The sequence below is a fragment of the uncultured Thiocystis sp. genome, from assembly GCF_903866365.1.
Lineage (GTDB): Bacteria > Pseudomonadota > Gammaproteobacteria > Chromatiales > Chromatiaceae > Chromatium.
Window position 1 is genome coordinate 1 of sequence record NZ_CAIPNF010000175.1, and the last position, 21565, is coordinate 21565.

At 62.0% G+C, this 21565-nt stretch carries 19 protein-coding genes; 11 read left to right on the forward strand and 8 right to left on the reverse strand.

The window, feature by feature from the left end; all coding sequences use genetic code 11:
* The 11 genes from QZY07_RS09820 to QZY07_RS09870 form a co-directional block, all read left to right on the forward strand.
* A partial coding sequence (locus tag QZY07_RS09820; protein ID WP_295402004.1) for a magnesium chelatase subunit H occupies positions 1-2701 on the forward strand: 2701 nt, incomplete at its 5' end.
* Positions 2702-2724: 23 nt separating this feature from the next.
* Entirely contained in the window at positions 2725-3618 is an 894-nt protein-coding gene (gene bchL / locus QZY07_RS09825; RefSeq protein ID WP_295402037.1) for a ferredoxin:protochlorophyllide reductase (ATP-dependent) iron-sulfur ATP-binding protein, read from the forward strand.
* Positions 3618-4319, forward strand: a complete 702-nt coding sequence (gene bchM, locus QZY07_RS09830) for a magnesium protoporphyrin IX methyltransferase (protein ID WP_295402006.1) — start codon at positions 3618-3620, stop codon at positions 4317-4319. Before bchL ends, bchM begins: the two co-directional genes overlap by 1 nt.
* A gap of 134 nt (positions 4320-4453) precedes the next feature.
* Positions 4454-5233 (forward strand): photosynthetic reaction center subunit H, encoded by a 780-nt coding sequence (gene puhA, locus QZY07_RS09835; RefSeq protein ID WP_295402008.1) that lies wholly within the window; start codon positions 4454-4456, stop codon positions 5231-5233.
* Positions 5230-5907 carry a photosynthetic complex putative assembly protein PuhB gene (gene puhB / locus QZY07_RS09840; protein ID WP_295402039.1) on the forward strand — a complete coding sequence of 226 codons (678 nt, stop codon included), beginning with the start codon at positions 5230-5232 and terminating at the stop codon, positions 5905-5907. Before puhA ends, puhB begins: the two co-directional genes overlap by 4 nt.
* Before the next feature lie 12 nt (positions 5908-5919).
* Positions 5920-6384 (forward strand): photosynthetic complex assembly protein PuhC, encoded by a 465-nt coding sequence (gene puhC / locus QZY07_RS09845; protein ID WP_295402010.1) that lies wholly within the window; start codon positions 5920-5922, stop codon positions 6382-6384.
* A 152-nt stretch (positions 6385-6536) separates the two neighbouring features.
* The gene (gene puhE, locus QZY07_RS09850; protein ID WP_295402012.1) at positions 6537-7457 is read left to right on the forward strand and encodes a putative photosynthetic complex assembly protein PuhE; all 921 of its coding nucleotides are present in this window, start codon (positions 6537-6539) and stop codon (positions 7455-7457) included.
* 373 nt (positions 7458-7830) lie between these two features.
* Positions 7831-9504 carry a magnesium-protoporphyrin IX monomethyl ester anaerobic oxidative cyclase gene (gene bchE / locus QZY07_RS09855; RefSeq protein ID WP_295402014.1) on the forward strand — a complete coding sequence of 558 codons (1674 nt, stop codon included), beginning with the start codon at positions 7831-7833 and terminating at the stop codon, positions 9502-9504.
* 13 nt (positions 9505-9517) lie between these two features.
* Entirely contained in the window at positions 9518-10879 is a 1362-nt protein-coding gene (gene hemN, locus QZY07_RS09860) for an oxygen-independent coproporphyrinogen III oxidase (protein ID WP_295402016.1), read from the forward strand.
* Positions 10876-11472, forward strand: coding sequence for a bacteriochlorophyll 4-vinyl reductase (gene bchJ / locus QZY07_RS09865; protein WP_295402018.1), 597 nt, complete (start codon positions 10876-10878; stop codon positions 11470-11472). Before hemN ends, bchJ begins: the two co-directional genes overlap by 4 nt.
* Positions 11473-11557: 85 nt before the next feature.
* Positions 11558-12943: an AMP-binding protein gene (locus QZY07_RS09870; protein WP_295402020.1), complete on the forward strand. Its 1386-nt coding sequence runs from the start codon at positions 11558-11560 to the stop codon at positions 12941-12943.
* Between the two features lie 134 nt (positions 12944-13077).
* On the opposite strand, the gene QZY07_RS09875 is transcribed toward QZY07_RS09870, so the two are convergent.
* The 8 genes from QZY07_RS09875 to QZY07_RS09910 form a co-directional block, all read right to left on the reverse strand.
* Complete coding sequence (locus tag QZY07_RS09875) at positions 13078-13890, reverse strand: DUF4412 domain-containing protein (protein ID WP_295402022.1); 813 nt, start codon at positions 13888-13890, stop codon at positions 13078-13080.
* 35 nt (positions 13891-13925) lie between these two features.
* A complete protein-coding gene (locus QZY07_RS09880; RefSeq protein WP_295402024.1) occupies positions 13926-15278 on the reverse strand; it encodes a phenylacetate--CoA ligase in 1353 nt (450 codons plus the stop codon).
* Between the two features lie 109 nt (positions 15279-15387).
* A complete protein-coding gene (locus QZY07_RS09885) occupies positions 15388-15828 on the reverse strand; it encodes an ACT domain-containing protein (protein ID WP_295402026.1) in 441 nt (146 codons plus the stop codon).
* A gap of 96 nt (positions 15829-15924) precedes the next feature.
* Positions 15925-17265, reverse strand: a complete 1341-nt coding sequence (locus QZY07_RS09890; protein WP_295402028.1) for a phenylacetate--CoA ligase — start codon at positions 17263-17265, stop codon at positions 15925-15927.
* A gap of 91 nt (positions 17266-17356) precedes the next feature.
* Positions 17357-18259: a DUF4351 domain-containing protein gene (locus tag QZY07_RS09895; RefSeq protein WP_295402030.1), complete on the reverse strand. Its 903-nt coding sequence runs from the start codon at positions 18257-18259 to the stop codon at positions 17357-17359.
* Between the two features lie 21 nt (positions 18260-18280).
* Positions 18281-18772 carry a 2-oxoacid:acceptor oxidoreductase family protein gene (locus QZY07_RS09900; RefSeq protein ID WP_295402032.1) on the reverse strand — a complete coding sequence of 164 codons (492 nt, stop codon included), beginning with the start codon at positions 18770-18772 and terminating at the stop codon, positions 18281-18283.
* Positions 18769-20400, reverse strand: a complete 1632-nt coding sequence (locus QZY07_RS09905; RefSeq protein ID WP_295402033.1) for a thiamine pyrophosphate-dependent enzyme — start codon at positions 20398-20400, stop codon at positions 18769-18771. The genes QZY07_RS09900 and QZY07_RS09905 overlap by 4 nt, the downstream gene beginning before the upstream one ends.
* A gap of 147 nt (positions 20401-20547) precedes the next feature.
* Positions 20548-21075 (reverse strand): transposase, encoded by a 528-nt coding sequence (locus QZY07_RS09910; RefSeq protein ID WP_295402035.1) that lies wholly within the window; start codon positions 21073-21075, stop codon positions 20548-20550.
* Between the last annotated feature and the right edge of the window lie 490 nt (positions 21076-21565).

Consider the following 21565-nt stretch of genomic DNA (forward strand, 5'->3'; position numbering starts at 1 on the left):
CGACGTGCCTTATCTCTCGACCCTGGCGGTGGAGTTTCAGACCCTCGACCAGTGGGAAGGCTCCAATCAGGGCCTGCTCCCGGTCGAGGCGACCATGATGGTCGCGATCCCGGAACTCGACGGCGCGACCGGCTCCATGGTCTACGGCGGTCGCAATGGTGGCGGCTCGAACGATGCCCGCGACATGCAGTCGCATCGCGAGCGCGCCGAGGCGCTGGCCTCGCGCGTGGAGCATCTGGTGCGGCTGCGCCGCAGTCAGCGCGCCGAGCGCAAGGTCGCGATCGTGCTCTTCAATTTTCCGCCTAATGCCGGCAATACCGGGACGGCCGCCTATCTGTCGGTCTTCGCCTCGCTCCATCGCACCCTGCTCGCCATGGACGCGGCGGGTTATCGCGTCGACCTGCCCGAGGATCTGGACGACCTGCGCGAGCGCATCGTCAACGGCAACGCGGCCCGTTTTGGCGCCCATGCCAATGTCCATGTGCGCGTCCCAGCCGACGATCATGTGCGTCGCGAGCCCTGGCTCGACGAGATCGAGAAGCAGTGGGGGCCGGCACCCGGCAAGCAGCAGACCGACGGCGGCTCGCTGTTCGTACTTGGTGCTCAGTTCGGCAATGTCTTCGTCGGTATTCAGCCAGCTTTCGGGTACGAAGGCGATCCCATGCGGTTGCTGTTCGAGAAGGGTTTTACCCCGACCCACGCCTTCACCGCCTTCTATCGCTATATCCGCGAGGATTTCGGCGCCCACGCCGTGCTGCACTTCGGCACCCATGGCGCGCTGGAGTTCATGCCCGGCAAACAGGCCGGTCTGTCCGGCGCCTGCTGGCCGGACCGTCTGATCGGCGATCTGCCGAATATTTATCTCTACGCTTCGAACAACCCCTCCGAGGGCACCATCGCCAAGCGGCGCGCCGCGGCGACCCTCATCAGTTATATGACACCGCCGATCGCCCATGCCGGTCTTTATAAAGGCTTGATCGATCTGAAAGGGTCCATGGAACGCTGGCGCGGTTTGCCGCCCGAGGACGTTGAAGAGCGCACTCAACTCGCCGAGTTGATTCAGGCTCAGGCCGCCGAACTGGAACTGGCCGCACTGGAGCCCGCCTGGGGCGAGTCCGCCGTGTCCGAGGTCGTCACGCTCAACGAAAAGGTGCTGGAACTCGAATACACCCTGATCCCGTATGGACTCCATGTCGTCGGCGAGGCGCCGACCGAGGAGGAACGGCTGGATATGCTGGAGGCGGTCGCCGAGTCGCTGAAAAACATCCGTCCCGGCCGCAAGGCGCTCGAGGCGTTGCTCGCCGGCAAGTCGCCCGAGAAGGCGTTGAAGGCGGGCGGGATGGCGACCAGCGAGGAGAACGTGGCCCTGTTCCGCGAACTCGCCGAGATCGACCGTCTGCTGATCCAGGACAGCGAGATCCCGGCGATGCTGCGGGCGCTCGATGGGCGTTTCATCCGCCCGGCCCCCGGCGGCGATCTGCTGCGCACACCTGCCATTCTGCCGACGGGGCGCAATCTGCACGGCTTCGATCCCTTCCGTCTGCCCAGTACCTATGCAGTCAAGGATGGCGCGCTCCAGGCGACCCGCGTGATCGAGCGTCACATGGCGGAAGGCAACCCCTTCCCCGAGACCATCGCCATCGTGCTCTGGGGCACCGACAACCTCAAGACCGAGGGCGGTCCGATCGGGCAGGCGCTGGCGCTGATCGGAGCGCTTCCCCGCTTCGATAACTATGGCCGCCTGGCCGGCGCCACCCTGATCCCGCTCGAAGAACTGGGCCGTCCGCGCGTCGACGTCGTGATGACGCTGTCGGGCATCTTCCGCGACCTGCTGCCGTTACAGACCAAGCTGCTGGCCGAGGCATCTTTCCAGGCGGCGTCGGCGGAGGAACCGCTGGAGCAAAACTTCATCCGTAAGCATGCGCTCGCCTATCAGGAGGCGCAGGGCTGCGATCTGGAAACGGCTTCGCTGCGTGTCTTCAGTAACGCCGACGGTGCCTATGGCGCGAACGTCAATTATCTGGTCGATAGCAGCAGTTGGGATGAAGGCGACGAACTGGCCGAGACCTACACCCGCCGCAAGAGTTTTGCCTATGGCCGTTCGGGGCAGCCGGTGCAGCAGGCGGCGCTGCTGAAGAGCGTCCTGAGTACGGTCCAGTTGGCCTATCAGAATCTGGATTCGGTCGAGTTGGGCGTCACCACGGTCGACCATTATTTCGATACGCTCGGCGGCATCACCCGCGCGGTCGGTCAGTACAAGGGCGACGAGGTGCCGGTCTATATCGGCGATCAGACGCGCGGCGACGGCGTGGTGCGCACCCTGGCCGAACAGGTCGCGCTCGAAACCCGCACCCGCATGCTCAATCCAAAGTGGTACGAGGGCATGCTCAAGCACGGCTATGAGGGCGTGCGCCAGATCGAGGTTCATGTCACCAATACCATGGGCTGGTCGGCGACGACTGGACAGGTGGCGCCCTGGGTCTACCAGCAGCTCACCGAGACCTTCGTGCTCGACGAGGAGATGCGCAACCGTCTGGCCCAGCTCAATCCGACCGCCTCGGCGAAGGTCGCCAACCGGCTGATCGAGGCCCATGAACGGAACTACTGGTCGCCCGACGCGGCGACCCTTGAGGCGCTGCGTCGCGCGGGAGAAGAATTGGAAGATCGGCTTGAAGGTGTGATCGAGGAGGCGGCCGCGTGACGAAGCAGGAATTTCCCGCCGGCATGTTCGATTCGCCGCTGCATCCGAACGGTCACCTCGATGGCGAGGGCAGCGTGCAGGTGCAGCTCGACCCCGATCTGCGGATCGATACCGCCAAGGTCTTCGCCGTCTATGGCAAGGGTGGCATCGGCAAGAGCACGACCTCGTCGAATCTGTCCGTGGCCTTCTCGAAGCTCGGCAAGCGCGTGCTCCAGATCGGCTGCGATCCCAAGCATGACTCGACCTTTACCCTAACCAAGTGTCTGGTGCCGACCGTCATCGACATCCTGGAGTCGGTGGACTTTCACGCCGAGGAGTTGCGGCCCAGCGATTATGTTTACGAAGGCTACAACGGTGTTATGTGCGTCGAGGCCGGCGGCCCGCCCGCGGGCACCGGCTGCGGCGGTTATGTCGTGGGTCAGACCGTCAAGCTCCTAAAGCAGCATCATTTATTGGAAGACACCGATGTCGTGATCTTCGACGTGCTGGGAGATGTGGTGTGCGGCGGTTTCGCGGCCCCGCTGCAACATGCCGAGCGCGCGTTGATCGTCACCGCCAATGACTTCGACTCGATCTTCGCCATGAACCGCATCGCGGCGGCCATCGTGGCCAAGTCGAAACATTATGGCGTCCGCATCGGCGGCGTCATCGCCAATCGCAGCGTCAATACCGACGAGATCGATCGCTTCAACGCGGCGGTGGGTCTCAAGCGGCTGGCGCATCTGCCGGATCTCGACATCATTCGGCGCTCGCGTCTGAAGAAGTCCACCCTGTTCGAGATGGAGCCGGGACCGGGGCTGGAAGAGGCCAAACAGCAATATCTCCAGCTTGCCGAAAAATTATGGGAGGGCGTCGAGCCCTTGACGGCGCAGCCGATGCGCGATCGCGAGATCTTCGATTTTCTGGGGTTCGATTGATGGCCAAGGCTTCCTATCAAGAACGGCAGGCCAAGATCAAAACCTATTTTGATCGCACCGCCGCCGATGCCTGGTCGAAACTAACCTCGGATGCCAAGGTCAGCCGCATCCGCGCCACGGTGCGCGCCGGTCGCGACGACATGCGCAACACCCTGCTCGACTGGTTGCCGGCGGATCTCACCGGCAAACGTCTGCTTGACGCGGGTTGCGGGACCGGGGCGCTGGCGGTCGAGGCGGCGCGCCGGGGCGCGGAGGTGGTCGCGATCGACGTGGCGCCAACCCTGATCGAGATCGCGCGCGAGCGCGCGCCACGGGATCTGGGCGCGGGTTCGGTGCGTTTCGAGGCGGGCGATATGCTCGATCCGGCGCACGGCCGGTTCGACCATGTGGTCGCCATGGATTCATTGATCCATTATCGGCCCGCCGACGCGGTGAAGGTTCTGGCGGGACTTGCCGAGCGCACCAGTGGCTCGATGATCTTCACCTTTGCCCCGAGGACACTGCCGCTGACGCTCATGCTCGCGGTCGGACGTCTGTTTCCGCGCTCCGACCGCTCGCCCGCGATCGAGCCGGTCAGTGAAGGGGGCTTGCGTCAACTCCTGGCCGCGGAGCCGCTGCTACGTGGTTGGAAGCCCCAGCGCACGCGGCGTATCGTGCTCGGGTTTTATATGTCTCAGGCATTGGAACTGGTCCAGGCATGAGACGGTTGTTTTTCGTCATGTTGGTCGTTTTTGGTTCTTTCACGGGTTTATTGGAAACCCAGGACCAAGGCGCTCAACGCGCTTCGGCCTAGCCGTTTTCAAGGCTAGTCATTCGTCCTACGGAGGTTTACATCATGTCTGCTGCCATCACTGAATATATCGACGTTGCCCAACTCGCGATCTGGGTGTTCTGGTTTTTCTTTGCCGCACTTGTCTACTATCTCCACGCCGAGGACAAGCGCGAGGGTTATCCGCTGGAGTCCAGCCGGACCGACCGTTCGGGCGGACGGGTCAAGGTTGTCGGTTTCCCTGACATCCCGAGTCCCAAGACCTTCGTGCTTCCGCATAACGGAGGCTCTGTTCTGGCGCCCCGTCCAGAGCCCCATACCGATATCAAAGCGAAGCCCTCCGCCCCCTTTCCGGGCGCTCCGCTGGATCCCATCGGCGATCCAATGCTGGCCCAAGTTGGACCTGGCTCTTCTCCGAATCGTGAAAAACATCCGGATCTGACCCACGAAGGCGAGAAAAAGATTGTGCCCTTGCGCGTTGCGAAGGATTTCTCCATCGCGGAAGGCGAGCCGGATCCGCGCGGCATGACGGTCATCGGGCTTGACGGCGAGGTTGGCGGCACCGTGACCGATGTCTGGGTCGATCGCTCCGAGCCGCAGATCCGCTATCTCGAAATGAAGGTTGCGCAGGGCGGAAAACAGGCGCTGCTGCCGATCAACTTCTGCAAGTTCGACAAGAAAGCTCGTAAAATCAAGGTTCTTGCGCTTCGTGCTGCCCATTTTGCCAATGTCCCGTCTCTGTCCAATCCGGACCACATCACACTCTATGATGAAGATAAAGTGTGTGCCTATTACGGCGCTGGCAAGCTGTACGCAACACCGGAACGTATCGAGCCCTTACTGTGAAGGAAGCGGTAAAGGAACACGACTTCGAGCCCGTTCGAGGTTTGCCCGAGCATCTTCCGGCTGGCGAGAGGATGCTTTGGCAGGGCGCTCCGCGCTGGACTGCTCTGGCGCGGAGTGTCTTTCATCTTCGGATCGTCGCGATTTATTTCGTGGTGCTCGCGGTCTGGCGTATCGCCGAAGACTGGTCCGCGGACTCGTCCGCGGCGAGCGCCCTGATGGGCGTGCTCTGGATTTTGGTGTTAGGCTTGCTTGCCGTGGGCGCGTTGGCGTTTCTCGGCTGGGCGATGAGTCGTGCGACCGTCTATACCATTACGAACCAACGCGTTGTGATGCGGGTCGGCGTCGCGCTTCAGGTGATCATGAATCTTCCCTTCAAACAGATTCGTTCGGCCGATCTGAAGCTCTATCGGGATGGCACGGGCGATATCCCCCTGCTCCTGGCAAAAACGGCGCATCCGTCCTACATTATTTTCTGGCCGCATGTGCGCCCCTGGCATTTTTCTCCACCTCAGCCCATGCTCCGGACGATTCCGGACGCGGGCAAGGTCGCGGTGATTCTGGCGGATGCGCTCAAGGCTTACTCCGAACAGTGCACTGAGCCTGCCGGTAGCGAGAATGCAGCCATGGAGCCATCGGATCGCCACATGGCATCTCAAAGCGAAGCCGTATCCTGACGAGGTCTGACATTGAGTGATGCATTTAGTAATCGCCCTTTCCCCAAGGGGGTGCTGATCGCCATGGCGGCCATGTTGGGTTTCATTATCGTGATGATCGGTATTGCGCGCCTCACGGGCACGAAAATGGAACTGGCGCCGCTCACGCCCGAGGCGCAGGCGCGCGAGATCAAATTTCTGGATCTCGCCGACGGAGCGCTCGCGGTCTACGATGTCGATACCGGCGTTCTGGTCCAAACCCTGCCGCCAGGGGAGGGTGGTTTCATTCGTGGCGTCTTGAGAAGCATGGAGCGTCAACGCAAGGGTTTTCAGGCTGATCTCTCGGAGCCATTTCATCTGGCTCGTCGAGAAAGCGGCGGCCTGACCCTGAAAGATCCGATTACCGGCATCCAGCTCGAATTGAGGGCCTATGGTGCCACCAATGAGGCCGCATTCGGGCAACTCCTGCAAGCACCTCCCGCATCATCCCCCAGATGACTCCCCCTTGGCGCCGTGACTTGATGCAGGCGAGAGTTCGCTCACCCGCGCAAACCAGAAACCGTGGCGGTTGACGGTTGACGATCACGCACTACTCCACATCGGCTCGCGTAGGTTCGGGTCTGAAGCAGTTCCAGAATTGGGCCTAATCCATGTCTGACTTCGGTTTCCCGATCCTCTATGCGCTTGGGTTGTGGTGGTTCAGCACCGGTGTCGTGCTGTATCTCGATAATCTGCCTGGACGGACCTTTCGCTGGACCCTGCTGGGTGGGTCGGCCGTCCTGGCGGTCGCGATCTTCGGTCTGTTCGTGAGTAGCACCTCCACGAGCATCACCATGAAGTATCTTGCCTTCACCTGCGGCCTAGTGATCTGGGGCGTGCTCGAAATGAGTTATTTCACCGGCTACGCAACGGGTCCGCGCAAGATCCCCTGTCCGGAAGGCTGTACTCCATGGCGGCGTTTCAGACTGGCCATCATGACCAGTCTGTATCATGAGTTGGCCATCATGACGACCGGTTTGCTGCTGATCGCGATCTCCTGGGGCGAGCCGAATCAGCTTGGCGCCTGGACCTTTGTCGTGCTCTGGCTGATGCGCTGGAGCGCGAAATTGAATCTGTTCCTGGGCGTTCCCAATCTGAATGAAAACTGGCTTCCCGAGCACCTGCGCTATCTGAAGACCTATATGGCGAAGCGGGGCATGAACCTGTTATTTCCGGTCTCCGTGACGTTGGCGACGATTCTGGTCGTCCTGATCGTGCTCAAGGCCGCCGCCCCGGAGGCGGATGGCGCCGAGGCTGTCGGGTTGACCCTGGTGGCGACGCTGCTGGCGCTGGCGATTCTGGAGCACTGGCTCTTGGTGTTGCCGCTACCCGATGAAGCCCTCTGGTCCTGGGCTTTGCCGCCGCGCGAGACGCCCGACGCGAGCGATTCGGAGAGTCCGCCCCGCGACCCTGGCGAGAGCGGGGTGTGCGCAACCCTTTCGCACTGCCTCGCGCCAGTGACAACGATGAGGCCGCCGCAAGCGCGCCACCGGAGCAAACGCAGTCGGATCGGGGTTGCGACTGGAGCTTGAGAGGAGTATTCGTCTGCGTTTTTCAGCCAGACAGGAAGGATCGAAAACCCAACCTTGCACGTTCCTTTATGGCAGTTTCCAGGTCATGATAGACTCTGTTCACTGTCACCTTGACCTTAATCATATAAGCTTGCTCGGGAATCGGATACCGTTTCGGCTAGAATTGGTGGCAGCCGTATCCCGGCCAACTCTAATGAGTGACCCGCTGAGCAGGATCGCGTTCGAATCATCGCCGGACTCGTCCTGGCCTTTGCGCCAGCGGCCCTGCATCCGAGATGGCGAGTCTGTCCTGGTCCTTGGGTCAGCCTGCCGTCCATGGTCGCCAATGCCGAATCACTCCGCATCCCGTTTGACCCGTTCCTGAGGTATAGCCATGCGTATATTGATGATCCAGCCCAACTATCACTGCGGTGGCGCGGAGATTGCGGGAAACTGGCCCCCTGGTTGGGTAGCCTACATCGGCGGCGCATTGAAGCATGCGGGCATGGACAATGTTCGCTTCGTCGATGCCATGACCGACGACATCCCCGACGACAAACTGCGCGAGATCATCCGCGCCAACAAACCCGATGTCGTCCTGGCGACCGCTATCACGCCCCAGATCTACAAGGCTCAATCCACGCTGCAGCTCGCCAAGGAGGTGAATCCGGACACGATCACCGTGCTTGGCGGCATCCATGCGACCTTCATGTATACGCAGGTTCTTGGCGAGGCGCCTTGGATCGACTATATCGTCCGTGGCGAGGGCGAGGAGATCGCGGTCGCGTTGCTGAAGGCGATCGAGGACGGCACGCACCGCGAGGCGCGTCACAAGATCTGGGGGATCTCCTTCATCAACGACGAAGGACAGGTGGTCGCCACGCCCGCGCATCCGGTGATCGAGGATCTCGACACCCTGACGCCGGACTGGTCGCTGCTGAATTGGGACCGCTACATCTACACGCCGCTGAATTGCCGCGTGGCCGTGCCGAACTTCGCGCGCGGCTGTCCCTTTACCTGCCGCTTCTGTTCGCAGTGGAAGTTCTGGCGCAAATACCGTCACCGCGATCCCAAGAAATTCGTCGACGAGGTCGAAACCCTGGTGCGCGACTACAATGTCGGCTTCATGATTCTCGCCGACGAGGAACCCACTATTTTCCAGAAGAAGTTCGTCGCGCTGTGCGAGGAACTGATCAAACGCGACCTGCCACTCTATTGGGGCATCAATACCCGCGTGACGGACATCATGCGCGATCGCGATCTGCTGCCGCTCTACCGTAAGGCAGGCATGGTGCATGTCTCGCTGGGAACCGAAGCGGTCTCCCAGTTGAATCTGGATACCTTCCGCAAGCAAACGACGGTCGCCCAGAATAAGCTCGCGGTGAAACTGCTCAAGGACGCGGGGATCGTCGCGGAGGTACAGTTTATCATGGGGCTCGAAAACGAGACCCCGGAGACCATCGAGGAGACCTATAAGCTGGCGCAGGACTGGAAAGCGGACATGGCCAACTGGAATATGTTCACGCCTTGGCCCTTCGCGGAACTGTTCGAGGAATTGGGCGACAAGGTAGAGGTTCGCGATTTCTCGAAGTATAATTTCGTGACACCGATCATGAAGCCCGAGTTCATGACGCGCGAGCAGGTGCTGAAGGGTGTTTTGAAAAATTACGCTCGTTTCTACATGCTCAAGAGTTTCATGGACTATCCCTGGATCAAGGATAAGTTTAAGCGACGCTACATGCTGGGCTGTCTCAAGGCGTTCGCGAAGACGACGGCGTCCAAGAAGTTCTACGATCTTGGACGACTCAAGATGAACGGGATGTCAGCCGAGGTTGACCTCGGATTCGATGCCTCCAAGGTCTTGACGATGGATGAAATCGCGCAATTGAAACGGGATCGCCCTGATCTGGCGGCGGACATGAACTCCAGGGGCACTCCGGTCAAGCTTGCTGTCTGTGGCGCGCCGGATGATCTGCGGGTCGATGAGTCCGAACTGAGCGGTGTCGATTCGGTCCCTGTCTGCAGGACCGTGACCATGCCAAAGATGACAGCGGTACAACCTGACTAAGCGGGTTTCGACCATGGCACCTCCCCTACCTTCCAGTTTTCCGCTTGAACTTCTTGAGCGGTATGGCCATACGCCACTCGGATGCACATTGTCGGCGGCGGATCTCGTCGGAGATAACACCTTCAGTGATGCGCAGTATCGGGGAGTGCTGGCCGACCTCCGGCAACGGCCGGAGGAACAGCTCGCCGTCTACGTGCATGTTCCTTTCTGTCATGTGCGATGTCTCTATTGCGCCTGCGATACCACGGTCACCCATAGCCTGGAGAAGGTCGATCACTATCTCGACGCGCTCGAGCGCGAGATGGCCATGGTGACCGATCTCATCGGTCGCGGTCGAAAAATCAGTCAATTGCATGTGGGTGGAGGCACGCCAAATCATCTCAACGAGCCTCAACTGGCCCGTCTGATGGAGATCGTGGAACGTCACTTCAAGATCGTCCCCAACGCCTGCACCTCCATCGAGTGCAATCCGCGGCGGTCCTCCGCCGGTCAATTGGAACTGTTATACGGGCTGGGGTTTCGCCGGATCAGTTTTGGTGTGCAAGACCTCAATGCCGACGTGCAGCGTGCGATCGGTCGTGTGCAGTCGCTCAGCATGGTGCGGGATGTCTTCCAGACCGCGCGCGAAACCGGGTTTCAGAGCATCAATCTTGATCTGGTCTATGGTTTGCCATTTCAGACCCGGAAGGGCTTTCAGTCGACCTTGAGTCAGATTCTCGACCTGAGTCCGGATCGGGTCGCCTGCTTCAGCTATTCGCATGACCCTTCGCTGCGGCCGCATCAGCATGCCATCAACGCCGATCACCTCCCAAGCGCCGCTGAAAAACTGGCGCTTTTTCATGATGCGGTGAACTCCTTCACCGAGGCGGGTTATCGCTGGGTCGGTCTGGATGTCTTCGTGCGCGAGACCGACGAGTTGGCCAACGCCCAAACCGAGGGGCGTCTGCACCGCAATGCGATCGGCTATACCCCGATGCCGGCAAAACAGGTTCTGGCCTTCGGGCCAAGCGGCATTGGCGAGATTGGCGGAGCCTTGGTGCAAAATGTGTCGGATCTCAAGATCTGGCACAATCAAATCAATCATCATCAATTTCCCATTGCTTGGGGGCGTCTGCTGAGTGACTCGGATCGACGTCGTCGGGAAGCGGTTCTCTATCTCATGTGCAATCTGCAACTACCCGCCAGCTCGGCGGCGGATCTTGAACAGGACTATGATCGTCTCTGCGATAATGCGGGACATGGTCTTGTCGAGGTGTCATCGGACGGTATTCGGGTAACACCCAAGGGCCGCTACCTGCTGCGTGGTCTTTGCGCGGAACAGGACGCTTTCCTCGAATGGGGAAGCTGCCAATGGCGCTTCGGGTTGCCGTCATGACCGATAACACGCATCAGGGGCGCATCGGTCCCAATGCCGTCATCCGCGTCGCCGAGGCGTTGCGGAAGTCTCAGGGCCAGGGGGCCGTGACGGAACTTTTCACCGAGGCAGGGCTTGCCCACTATCTCGACGCAATGCCGACCGAGATGATCGATGAAGGCGAAGTGGTCGCCTTACAGAGCGCGTTGCGCGCGCAGTTTGGCATCCCCATGGCGCGTTCCGTCTCGCGCGACGCGGGGCTGCGCACTGGCGATTATCTGCTCGCCAATCGCATTCCTCGTTCCGTCCAGAGACTGCTCGCCATTCTGCCCCCTGGCATGGCCTGTCCGGCGCTGGTCAAGGCGATTCGCCGTAACTCCTGGACCTTCGTCGGAACCGGGGTTTTCGACGCCGACCCAAAATATCCACCCAGGCTTTTGGTCACCGACTCCCCGCTCTGCCGAGGCGCCACGGCCACCGAGCCGCTCTGCGATTATTACGCCGGAACCTTCGAGCGGCTGTTTCGCAGCTTGGTCCATCGCAAATCCGTTGTCACAGAAATCGCCTGCCAAGCCAATCATGCGCATCGCTGCGTCTTCGAGGTGCGCTGGTAGCCAAGTAGTGTCCCGGATCGGTTGGCGGCGATTTGTCGCATGGCGCCAATCTTGATCCGAACCTCGGTACGGATGGTCGCCTCGCATGATCGCCGCTCCCGACTTTGCGGATGTGCCTTGGCGTTCCGGACCTGGGATCGCTTTCCTCCGGGGCACCGACGCCTGGGACAATCTGGAACTCTCCACGCGTCTGGCGCGCCGCGTCGACATGCTGCGGGCTCAAGGCTTGATCGCGAATCAAGCGGTGCTGGCGCCCGACTCGCCGGGCCTGGATCTGCTCCTGATGCAACTCGCGCTCGCCCGCATCGGGGCCGCGCTCTTTCCCTATCGGACCGGAACCGCCGAGACCGAATGGCGGACACTCGCAGGAATGACGGGGGCCGAGTGGCGCTGGCATCCGGACTCGGAGCGACTGCTTCCGACCGGGTTCGGCGCGGCCAGAGCGATCGATGCGGCTGACGCCGTCGCGCTCCTGATCAAGACCAGCGGAAGCAGCGGATTGCCCAAGGTCGCGATGTTGACCGCCGACAATCTTCTCGCCTCGGCGCTGGCGGTCAACGCGCGACTGGGTCTGGCGCCGGGCGATCTCTGGCTGACCTGTCTGCGCCTGAGTCATGTCGGCGGCATCTCCATCGGCTATCGCTGCGTGCTGGCTGGCGCGACCCTGTTGCTGCACGAGGGATTCGCGGCACCAGCGGTGATGACCGATCTGCGCGTGCGTCCCGTCACCCATCTCTCGTTGGTACCGCCGATGCTGGCGCGCCTGCTGGATCTCGATCCGACCCCGCCGCCCCATCTGCGCGTGCTCCTGGTGGGAGGGCAGGCGACCAGTCGGGCTCTGGTCCAGCGCGCGCTGGACGCGGGCTGGCCGCTCCATCTCACCTATGGCATGACCGAGACCGCGACCCAGATCGCCACGACCGGGCGTCTGACCGGCACGGCGCCGGAGTCCGGGCTGGTGGGCCGGTTGCTTCCGGGGATTCAGGTCGAGGCGCCTGGCTGTGCGTCGCAGCCCGCGCGTCTGCGGATTCACGGAGCCATGGTGATGGCCGGCTATGCGAATCCGAGCCGCGATCCGGGGCAGGGTCTGGAGGATGGCTGGTTCGAGACCGCCGATCTCGCCTGTCTGGCCGACGACGGTCAATTGAAGGTGCTGGGCCGCGCGGACGATCTCCGGGTGATCGGCGGCAACAATGTCTCGCTGGCCCGCGTCGAAGCGGTGCTGCACGAGGCGGCGGGGGTCAGGGAAGTCGTCGTCGTGGGTCTGGATGACGACATTTGGGGGCATCGGCTGGTCGCGCTCTATTGCGGCGAGATCGACGAATCCAGCCTTCAATGCTGGTGCGGTCAGCGGCTGTCCGGTCCCGAACGCCCTCGGGAGTTTCGTCGGTTGGCGCGGCTGCCGTTGCTTCCCTCGGGCAAATACGATCGGCTACAACTTGAATCCATCGCGCGCCAGCGGCTTATCTAAAAAGAGCTGTTGAACCGCAAAGAACACAAAGAGCGCAAAGTATTTCAATGTCTTGCCTTGATCATTAAGATTTCAAGCCATTCTATTTCTTCGTTTTCTTTGCGCCTTTGCGGTTCTAAATGCCGGATTTTGGATTAAGGATGCCCGGCTGGACCGGGCATTGCCGCTCCCATTCCCTTGCCCATTTCCCGTTCGGTATAGCCTTCGGGAATGTCAAACAGGGAGGTCGGCATGGCCTCCTTGCGGATGACCTTGACCTCGCTTTCGGATTCCATCGACGAACCCATCATCTGCATCTTGGTCTTGGTCAGGATGGGATAGCCCTTGATCTTCGCCATCTCGGCCTGTTGGGCGGCACCCTCGGGCGAGTTCGCCAGCAGTCCGTCCGGACCCGACAGGCTCATCATCTCGGTGAAACGGTTCACGTCGAAATCGACCTCCTCGGTCGCCCAGACCTCTTGCTCAATGCCCATCATACCGGTCTTGGAAACCAGATATTTCCGACAGTTCCAGTCGCCAATTTTCTTGCTTTCTTCGGTGTCCTGAACCGTGATTTTGGTTTCCGCGACCATGGCGCGCATTTGCTCCATGCCGGGCTGCGACATGCCTTCCTTCACGCTGGCGATATTGATTTTGTAATACTGCTTGGCGGCATGATTGATGAAGGTCATGGTACCGGTCGCCGGATCCAGAATCATATCGGTCCCTTCGGGCTCCGCACTGGCCACTTTCATCTTGTCGTGGGCCAGGTAGGTCTTACTCAATTCCTCCTGGGGTGCCTCGCCCATCAGTCCGGTGCTGCGATTGATTGTCTCAAGATAGACGCCCTCGTCGCTGGCCAGGACGGCGGACAGGTTCAGGAGTGACGCGAGCAGGACCGCTAGGGTCAGTCGCATGCCGCAAATGCGCGAATGCGCGTTCGGCGCGCCAGAAAAGCGGGTGTTCATGGTGATTCCTCGTGAGTGTGGTGAAGAGTGACGATTCAGGATTCCCGCTCGTTCAGGCCGCGCGTATCGAGAACCCGCCGGGCCTTGCCGACGAAACGCTCGATGCTACGCGGTTCGACCAGATCGACATGGGCGCGGATGCCGGCGACGGTCTGGATCTCGCGGCTGATCCGGTCGCGGACCGCCTGCATGCGATCCATGCGGTCGGAGAAGATTTCCGGATGGATTTCGACCTTGACGCGCACCTCGTCCAGCGTACCCGGACGGCTGACCTCGATCAAATAATGGGGGGTCGTTCCCTCCACTCGCAGCAGTGCCTCCTCGATCTGCGACGGGAAGACATTGACGCCGCGGATGATCAGCATGTCGTCGGTGCGCCCGGCGACCCGGCTCATGCGGGTGGTGGTGCGTCCGCAGGCGCAGGGGCCGCGGTCGAGACGGGCGATGTCGCGCGTGCGGTAGCGGATCATCGGCATCGCCTCGCGGGTCAGGGTGGTGATCACCAGCTCGCCGGGTTCGCCCTCGGGGACTGGTTCCAGGGTCTCCGGATCCAGGCATTCGACGAGGAAATGGTCTTCCTGAAGATGCATCCCGGTGCGCGCCGTGCATTCGCCGCTCACCCCAGGCCCGATGACCTCCGACAGCCCGTAATTGTTGAAGGCGGCGATGTCGAGCTGATCCTCGATCTCGCGTCGCATGTCCTCGGTCCAGGGCTCGCCGCCGAAGTGCCCGAAGCGGATTGGCAGCGCGCGCGGATCCATGCCGAGTTCGCGTGCCGCATCGGCGATAGTCAGGGCATAACTCGGGGTGCAGATCAGCGCCTCTGGGTCCAGGTCGCGCATGATCTCGATCTGACGCCGGGTGTTGCCGGCCGCCGCCGGGATCACGGTCGCGCCGACCCGTTCGATCCCATAGTGCAAGCCGAAGCCACCGGTGAAGAGCCCGTAGCCGAAGGCGACCTGAGCCGTGTGTTCGGGCCGCAGTCCGCCGGCGACCAGAAACCGCGCGCACAACTCGGACCAGATCCGCAGATCCCCGGCGGTGTAGGCGACGAAGGTCGGCTTGCCGGTGGTGCCGGACGAGCCGTGGATGCGGGCCAGATCCCGGCGCGGCACGGCGAGAAAGCCGAGCGGATGCTGACGGCGCAGGTCGTCTTTGGTCGTGAAGGGTAGCCGCCGGAGGTCGGCCAGCGAGCGGATGCTGTGCGGTCCGATCTCGCGATGGGCGAACAGATCGCGATAGAAGGGCACGCGGGCGACCCGGCCCACCAGTTCGCGCAGGCGTTCGAGTTGCAGCGCCTCGCGTTCGGCGCGTGGCAGGGTCTCGGCTATCGGATTCCAGATAGGGTGTTCGCTTGACCAGTCGGGGCTAGGGTTGGGTACGGGCATGATCCAGGGTCGTGATTCGTGTGTCATGGAAACCGCGTCCGCACCGACGGCGGCAGACGCTTGCCGCCCGTCGGTCGTTTGCAACGACGCGCTTCATTCGGTGTGAGGTTTAGGCGGCGGCGAAACTCATCAGCTCATCGCCATCGACGACATGCAGACCTTGGTCGAGCAGAATCTGAATTGCCCGATCCGGATCCTCGAAACGGAAGATGAGGATGGCCTTGTCGCCACGTCGCAGCGAGTAGGCGTACATATACTCGATATTGAGTCCTGCCCCATCGAGGATCTTGAGCACCGCCGCCAGTCCGCCGGGCCGGTCCAAAACATCAACCGCCACCACCTCGGTCAGATTCACCACCCAGCCCGCCTGTTCCAGCACGCGCTTGGCCTTATCCCATTCGCGCACGATCAGACGCAGGATACCGAACTGCGCGGTATCGGCCAGCGAGAGCGTCAGGATGTTGATCCCCTCGGCGGCGATGGTCTCCAACGGCGCATCGAGCCGTCCGGGACGATTTTCGAGGAAAAGCGAGAGTTGCTGGAGTTTCATGGTCTTGAGTTCCCGTTAAAGCACTTTGATCGCCGATTCGGTGAAGGCAACAAGATGGCCTCGCTCGACTTTGCTTGGATTCATGACGCCCCGCGATCAGGCGGTATCGTTCCGCCGATCAATCACCCGCTTCGCCTTGCCTTCGCTGCGCGCGATGCTGCGCGGCTCCACCAATCGCAATTCGACGCGGATGCCAAGGATATGCTCGATGGCTAGGGCCAGACGGGTGCGGACGTTCTCCAGCGCGCCGATCCGGTCGCTGAAGACTTCGGGCGTGACCTCGACCTCCACGGCCATGCGGTCCAGACCCTGATCGCGGGTGAGGATGATCTGATAGTGCGGCAGCGTCCCCTCGACCGCGAGCAGCGCCGCTTCCACCTGCGACGGAAAGACGTTGACCCCGCGGATGATGAACATATCGTCCGAGCGCCGACCGATGCGACGCATGCGCCGCAGCGTGCGTCCGCAAGTACAAGGCTCAGTGATCAACGAGGTGATGTCGCGGGTGCGATAGCGGATCATCGGCATCGCCTTCTTGCTCAAAGTGGTGAGCACCAGCTCGCCCTCCTGGCCGTCGGGCAGCGCCTCGCCGGTTTCGGGATCGATGATCTCGGGATAGAAATGATCCTCGAAAAGATGCAGCCCATCCTGCGCCGAGCATTCGCTGGCCACGCCGGGGCCGATGATCTCGGAGAGACCATAGATGTCATACGCCTTGATCCCGGCCTCGGTCTCGATATGCCGGCGCATGCCGTCGGTCCAGGGTTCGGCGCCGAAGATACCGACCCGCAGCGGCAGGTCATGCAGATCCACGCCGAGTTCGCGGGCGCGTTCGATCATGTGGGTGAAATAGCTTGGGGTGCAGCAGAGCGCCGAGACGCCAAAATCGCGGATCAGCATAATCTGACGGTCGGTGTTACCGCCCGAAATGGGGATCACGGTCGCGCCCAGCGCCTCGCCGCCATAGTGCGCGCCAAGCCCGCCGGTGAAGAGCCCGTAGCCGAAGGCGTTCTGCAGGATGTCCCCACGATGCAGCCCGCAGGCGGCGAAGGTGCGTGCCATGACTTCGGCCCAGACCTCGATATCCTCGCGCGTATAGGCAACCACGATCGGTTTGCCGGTGGTGCCGGAGGAGGCATGCAGGCGGACCACGTCGCTCATGGGGCTGGCGAACAACCCGAAGGGGTAGGTGTCGCGCAGATCGGTCTTGACCGTGAAGGGCAGGCGCTGGATATCCGCGAGGCTGTGGATCGCGTCCGGTGTCAGGCCGCGTTCCTCCATGCGCGAGCGAAACAGCGCGACATTCTTGTAGGCCCGGGCCACCACCGCGCGCAGCCGGCGAAGTTGGACCTGTTTAAGCGCCGTCGCGGGCAGGAAATCCGGGGCGCTGGCGGGGTGGAAACCGCCTTCGGCGTCGTTCCAAAGCTCTGTCAGCATACTGTTCTCATGATCGTGATCGTGATCGAGTCGTCAGTGGTCAGGTCGTCGATGGGCAAAACGCTTGGGGCAAAATGATGTACTGGTCCGCTCAATGCACGACATCTTCCAGGGTGCGTGCGGTCAAGACCCGATCCGACCATTGTAGGAGCGTGTCGGGGTCGGCGCCCTCAATCGCCCGGAGGGTCTCTTCCGGGAGTTCGCCAAAGCGGCTGGCTAATAACCGCCGCAGCAGACGAGCCTCGCCTTGCTGAACGCCCTGCTGAACGCCTTGCTGAACGCCTTGCTGAACGCCCTGCTGGATGAATCTCTCCGCGAATCCGCTCATGGTGTCGGCCTCCCGTGCGTAGCGTTGTCGATAAATCACCTGTTCATTTTCATCGAGGTGCGCGTAGATGTCGATGAAATCGAGATATTTGATCTGACGCTCCGGGTCAGGTTCAAGCGTCAGCAGACCGCGCACGGCATGGGCGTAGACCTCGACCCGGTCGGCGGGCGCATAGGCCATGTTCGGCAGGTTCAGCCGCGCGACCAGATTGGGGCTGTCGTAATACTCGGACGCGGGAGTCTGGAACAGTGGATAGGCCAGATACTGGAAGTCGAGATAGGTTTGAAGGTCGCCGCCGAGCCGTAAGCGGGTCGCAAAGGAGCCCGGATGCAGGAAAATGACGACCGGAACGATGCGGTCGGTACTCAAGAGTTCGGCCAGATCCAGACAATAATGCGCCAGCCGGTGGATGGAGAAACGGCGCGGCTCGGTCTCTTCTTCCAGGACGAACAAGAGCGCCGCGCGCCGCCCGTCCGGCCATTCCGCCAACAGAGGCACGTCGAGTTCGCGAAACCGCTCGCCGAGACGTTCCTTCAACTGTTCCTGGCGGACGGGCAGGATGCGGACGGACGGATCCAGCCCGACCGCTTCGCTGGCGGCAAAGAAGGCGATCGCCTCGCGCGGATAGTCGAGGATCAGATTCTTGAAGTTCTGATCGTGGCTCATGTCGTGGCTCATGCGATCAAATCACTCTGCCGATGACCGCGCCAGCGCCGCCGCGCGTCCGTGCGCGAACGACTGTTCGTTGAGCGTGTGGAGTTTTTCGGCCAGATTGGCGTGCAGGGCGGCCAGCCAGTGCTCGTGCGGAATCTCCAGCACTGTCGAGGCCGCGCCGAGCAGCGCGACATTGAGACTTTTCCGGTTTTTGAGCGCGGCGGGATCGAGCAGGTCCGGCCCGATCAGGACGCCGCCTGCGCGCAATGTCGGGCGGTTGATCTCGACCTGAGTCTCCTCCAGCACCACCAGCACATCGGCCTCGCCCGGCGGCACCATCGGACTCAGGACTTGATCGCCATAGCGCACATCGCTGCTGACCGATCCGCCGCGCTGGCTCATGCCGTGCAGCTCGCTTTTTTTGACATCGAACCCGGCGCGAAAGGCCGCGTCGGCGAGGATGTCGGATGCCTTGAGCACACCCTGACCGCCGAGTCCGGCGATGACGATATTCTTGACCTTCATGGCTCCACCCCATCCGCCGCGCAGTTTGCGGGAGAGATCCGCTCGGCCGCGGCCTTCTCGTAGACGCGGATCTTGGGCGCCGCCAGCACGCAGGGCTGACGGGCGATGACCAGCGAGGTCTCGGACTTGGCCAGCAGACTGACGATGAGATCCTGGAACGACGGCTCCTTGTCCTGGGCGTTCACTACATGGACATTCTGGACCCCCATCGCACGTCCTAACGCCTCGAAGCTGATCTTGCCGGTCGGCGAATGATCGAGCGAACGCCCGGTGCCCGGATGTTCCTGCTGGCCGGTCATGGCGGTGGTCCCGTTGTCCAGAATCAGCACCACATGGCCGGTGGCGGGCGGGTTATAGACCATCTCGGCGAGGCCGGTGATCCCGGAATGGACGAAGGTCGAATCCCCGATCACGCTCACCACGCGCCGCGCCTGAGCTTCCGGCAGCACCTGCCGCAACCCGAGTCCGACCCCGATGCTCGCGCCCATGCAGACGCAGGTATCCATGGCCGAGAAGGGCGGCAGCACGCCGAGCGTGTAGCAGCCAATGTCGCCCGCCACGATGCAGCCAAGGTCTCGTAAAACCTCGAACACGCCCCGGTGCGAGCAGCCTTGGCAGAGTTCCGGCGGCTTGCCCTTTGGCGGGACCGGCTCGGGGCTGATGTCGCCGGCCAGGATGCGGCGCACCCGCGCCACATTGAGTTCGCCGAAGCGGTACATCTCCGGTTTGCACTCGACCGGAATCCCGGCCGCGCGCAGCGCGTCGGCCAGGATCGGGTCGCCTTCCTCGATCGCCACCAGACGATCGACGCCCGTGGCGAAGGTGCGGATACGTCCGAGCGGGAGCGGGTAGGTCAATCCAATGGTCAGTTGACTCGCCTTGGGCGCGGCCTCGCGCGCATGCACCGCCGCGATGCCGGTGGCGACGATGCCCAGGTTGGCACGCCCCGTGTCGAGCCGGATCGGCCCCTCGGCGTCGTTCCAGGCGGCGATCTCGACCAATTTCTGCCGCAACCGCTGGTGCGCGGGCTTGGCATAGGCCGGAATCATCACCCGCGCCTGGATGTTGCGCTGAAAGCTCGGTTCCGGGATGTTCGACGCCGCCGCGCGCGGATGCACCACCGTCTTGGCATGACAGACGCGCGTGGTCAGGCGCAGGATCACCGGGATCTTCCAGCGTTCCGAGATCTCGAAGCCAAGCCAGGTGAAGTCGTAGGCTTGCTGCGAATCGACGGGTTCGAGCATGGGCAATGCGGCGGCGCGCGCGTAATGGCGGTTATCCTGCTCGTTCTGACTGGAGGCCAGACCCGGATCGTCGGCGGAGACCACGATCAGACCGCCCTCGATGTCCGTGTAGGCGGCGGTGAAGAGCGGATCGGCGGCCACGTTCAGTCCGACATGCTTCATGGTGACGAGGGTCCGCGCCCCGCCGAAAGCGGCCCCCAGCCCGACCTCCAGGGCGACCTTCTCGTTCGGCGACCACTGCGCGTGGCCGCCGAGCTGGTCGAAGGTTTCGAGGATCTCGGTGGACGGGGTGCCGGGATAGCCCGTGCCCAATCGTACCCCCGCGTGCAGCGCCGCCAGCGCGACCGCTTCGTCGCCACTCAGTAATTGCCGTTCGCCAGTCATCGTCGTGGATTACTCTCGCTTGCAGGATATCGCGAGGGGCATTATCCGCCTCAGGGTTCAGTTGCGGCAACCCGAGTCGATTTGACGCGCGGCGCTTCGCCGATACCCCCGCGGCCTGCAATGCCTCGCATGTGGCCAACCTGCCGCCTAGCGTTCGCCGAAATCGCCGTCGAACCCATCATCGCATCCCCAATCCGCCGTCACCCAGCCCAGACGGACATAATGGTGAAAGGTTGAATATTCCCAATCGATCACACGGCGCGCATGACCATGTTTCACCGGATTGAAATGGATGTAGTCGACATGGATTTGTAAATCCCGATCATCGCGAATCAGGTGCTCCCAGAAGCGTCGTTGCCAGATGCCTCGTTCGCCTTTCTGGCGACGGCTGTCGCGGATCCGTTCGCCCGTCGGAACGCGGCGAGAGAAGTTCGCCTTGATCAGCGCCCAGCGGGTCGAAAAGTCGGCGTCGCCATCGGGCAACTGCCAGATGGCGTGCAGATGATCCGGTAACACCACCCAGGCGATGATGTTAAACGGATGGTCACGGCGCACATGCCGGACCGCATCGCGCAGAGCGTCGATGTGGTCGACCAGCAGGCGGAGCGAGCGATCGGCCAGATTGACCGTGAAGAAATAGGTCGCCCCAGCGTGGTAGGCACGGCGATAACGCATGGCCGGATTCCAGATAAATTATCACGGCGGATACCATAGTCCTCAACCAGCGGATGAGCCACAATTTGTTGTAGGTTGGGGTGAGGGACGAACCCCAACCTGCCACCGTGCCGGGAATGAAAACGCTCCGGTTGAATTGCCAGGGGGGTTGGTGGTCAGGCAGGGCGGTGTCCGTGCCTGCCGATGCGTGGATGACCATCGTTGTCGTTGTCGAACACGACAACGGGGATCGTGTTGTAGGTTGGGGTGAGGGACGAACCCCAACTTGCCACCGTGCCGGCAATGAAAAACGCCCCCGGTTGGATCGACAGGGGCGTTGAGGGTCATGCGGTTCGGCGTCCGTGCCTGACGAGACGTGGATGTTGGGGTTCACTCTCGTTCACCCCAACCTACGCGGGCTGCAATGCCTCGCATGTGGCCAACCTGCCGCCTAGCGTTCGCCCCAACGCGGGCTTGACCCTCGTCGTTGTCGTTGTCGTGTTCGACAACG

What these genes read in the sequence shown, in the direction of transcription:
- QZY07_RS09885 (WP_295402026.1), bottom strand. Translation starts at nt 15,828, where the DNA reads ATGAAACTCCAGCAACTCTCGCTTTTCCTCGAAAATCGTCCCGGACGG.
- bchE (WP_295402014.1), top strand. Translation starts at nt 7,831, where the DNA reads ATGCGTATATTGATGATCCAGCCCAACTATCACTGCGGTGGCGCGGAG.
- QZY07_RS09870 (WP_295402020.1), top strand. Translation starts at nt 11,558, where the DNA reads ATGATCGCCGCTCCCGACTTTGCGGATGTGCCTTGGCGTTCCGGACCT.
- puhE (WP_295402012.1), top strand. Translation starts at nt 6,537, where the DNA reads ATGTCTGACTTCGGTTTCCCGATCCTCTATGCGCTTGGGTTGTGGTGG.
- bchJ (WP_295402018.1), top strand. Translation starts at nt 10,876, where the DNA reads ATGACCGATAACACGCATCAGGGGCGCATCGGTCCCAATGCCGTCATC.
- QZY07_RS09875 (WP_295402022.1), bottom strand. Translation starts at nt 13,890, where the DNA reads ATGAACACCCGCTTTTCTGGCGCGCCGAACGCGCATTCGCGCATTTGC.
- bchM (WP_295402006.1), top strand. Translation starts at nt 3,618, where the DNA reads ATGGCCAAGGCTTCCTATCAAGAACGGCAGGCCAAGATCAAAACCTAT.
- QZY07_RS09910 (WP_295402035.1), bottom strand. Translation starts at nt 21,075, where the DNA reads ATGCGTTATCGCCGTGCCTACCACGCTGGGGCGACCTATTTCTTCACG.
- hemN (WP_295402016.1), top strand. Translation starts at nt 9,518, where the DNA reads ATGGCACCTCCCCTACCTTCCAGTTTTCCGCTTGAACTTCTTGAGCGG.
- puhA (WP_295402008.1), top strand. Translation starts at nt 4,454, where the DNA reads ATGTCTGCTGCCATCACTGAATATATCGACGTTGCCCAACTCGCGATC.
- QZY07_RS09900 (WP_295402032.1), bottom strand. Translation starts at nt 18,772, where the DNA reads ATGAAGGTCAAGAATATCGTCATCGCCGGACTCGGCGGTCAGGGTGTG.
- QZY07_RS09895 (WP_295402030.1), bottom strand. Translation starts at nt 18,259, where the DNA reads ATGAGCCACGATCAGAACTTCAAGAATCTGATCCTCGACTATCCGCGC.
- QZY07_RS09905 (WP_295402033.1), bottom strand. Translation starts at nt 20,400, where the DNA reads ATGACTGGCGAACGGCAATTACTGAGTGGCGACGAAGCGGTCGCGCTG.
- QZY07_RS09880 (WP_295402024.1), bottom strand. Translation starts at nt 15,278, where the DNA reads ATGCCCGTACCCAACCCTAGCCCCGACTGGTCAAGCGAACACCCTATC.
- QZY07_RS09890 (WP_295402028.1), bottom strand. Translation starts at nt 17,265, where the DNA reads ATGCTGACAGAGCTTTGGAACGACGCCGAAGGCGGTTTCCACCCCGCC.
- bchL (WP_295402037.1), top strand. Translation starts at nt 2,725, where the DNA reads ATGTTCGATTCGCCGCTGCATCCGAACGGTCACCTCGATGGCGAGGGC.